This window comes from Klebsiella sp. JB_Kp031 (assembly GCF_040064295.1).
In the GTDB taxonomy this organism is placed as follows: Bacteria; Pseudomonadota; Gammaproteobacteria; order Enterobacterales; family Enterobacteriaceae; genus Klebsiella; species Klebsiella quasipneumoniae.
Genome location: NZ_JBEAJW010000014.1, coordinates 1 through 1,114 on the forward strand (window position 1 = coordinate 1; position 1,114 = coordinate 1,114).

Annotated in this window: 1 protein-coding gene; it reads left to right on the plus strand. The window is 62.3% G+C overall.

Annotation, left to right across the window (positions count from 1 at the left end; all coding sequences use genetic code 11):
* Positions 1-1,110: mannose-1-phosphate guanylyltransferase/mannose-6-phosphate isomerase (locus ABLV64_RS05730; protein WP_208527543.1), on the plus strand; the 1,110-nt coding region annotated here is incomplete at its 5' end.
* Positions 1,111-1,114 lie beyond the last annotated feature (4 nt).

The following is a 1,114-nucleotide window of genomic DNA, read 5'->3' on the forward strand; positions in this document are numbered from 1 at the left end:
GACGACCCGCTGATGCTGGTCCTCGCCGCCGACCATATCATCAATAACCAGCCGGTCTTCCACGACGCCATCCGCGTCGCCGAGCAGTATGCCGATGAAGGCCACCTGGTCACCTTCGGTATCGTGCCGAACGCCCCGGAAACCGGCTACGGCTACATCCAGCGCGGCGTGGCCCTCACCGACAGCGCCCACACCCCGTACCAGGTGGCCCGCTTCGTGGAGAAGCCGGACCGCGAGCGCGCCGAGGCCTACCTCGCCTCCGGAGAGTACTACTGGAACAGCGGCATGTTTATGTTCCGCGCCAAAAAATACCTCTCCGAGCTGGCCAAATTCCGCCCGGATATCCTCGAAGCCTGCCAGGCCGCGGTGAACGCCGCCGATAACGGCAGCGACTTCATCAGCATTCCGCATGACATTTTCTGCGAGTGCCCGGACGAGTCCGTGGACTACGCGGTGATGGAGAAAACCGCCGACGCGGTGGTGGTCGGTCTCGATGCCGACTGGAGCGACGTCGGCTCCTGGTCCGCCCTGTGGGAGGTCAGCCCGAAAGATGAGCAGGGCAACGTCCTCAGCGGCGACGCGTGGGTGCACAACAGCGAAAACTGCTACATCAACAGCGACGAGAAGCTGGTGGCGGCCATCGGCGTGGAGAACCTGGTGATTGTCAGCACCAAGGACGCCGTGCTGGTGATGAACCGCGAGCGTTCCCAGGACGTGAAGAAGGCGGTCGAGTTCCTTAAGCAGAACCAGCGCAGCGAATACAAGCGCCACCGCGAGATTTACCGTCCCTGGGGCCGCTGCGACGTGGTGGTCCAGACCCCGCGCTTCAACGTCAACCGTATCACCGTGAAACCGGGCGGCGCCTTCTCGATGCAGATGCACCACCACCGCGCCGAGCACTGGGTCATTCTTGCCGGCACCGGCCAGGTGACGGTGAACGGCAAGCAGTTCCTGCTGACCGAGAACCAGTCCACCTTTATTCCGATTGGCGCCGAGCACAGCCTGGAAAACCCGGGCCGCATTCCGCTGGAAGTGCTGGAGATCCAGTCGGGGTCGTACCTCGGCGAGGACGACATTATTCGTATTAAAGACCAGTATGGTCGTTGCTAATTTT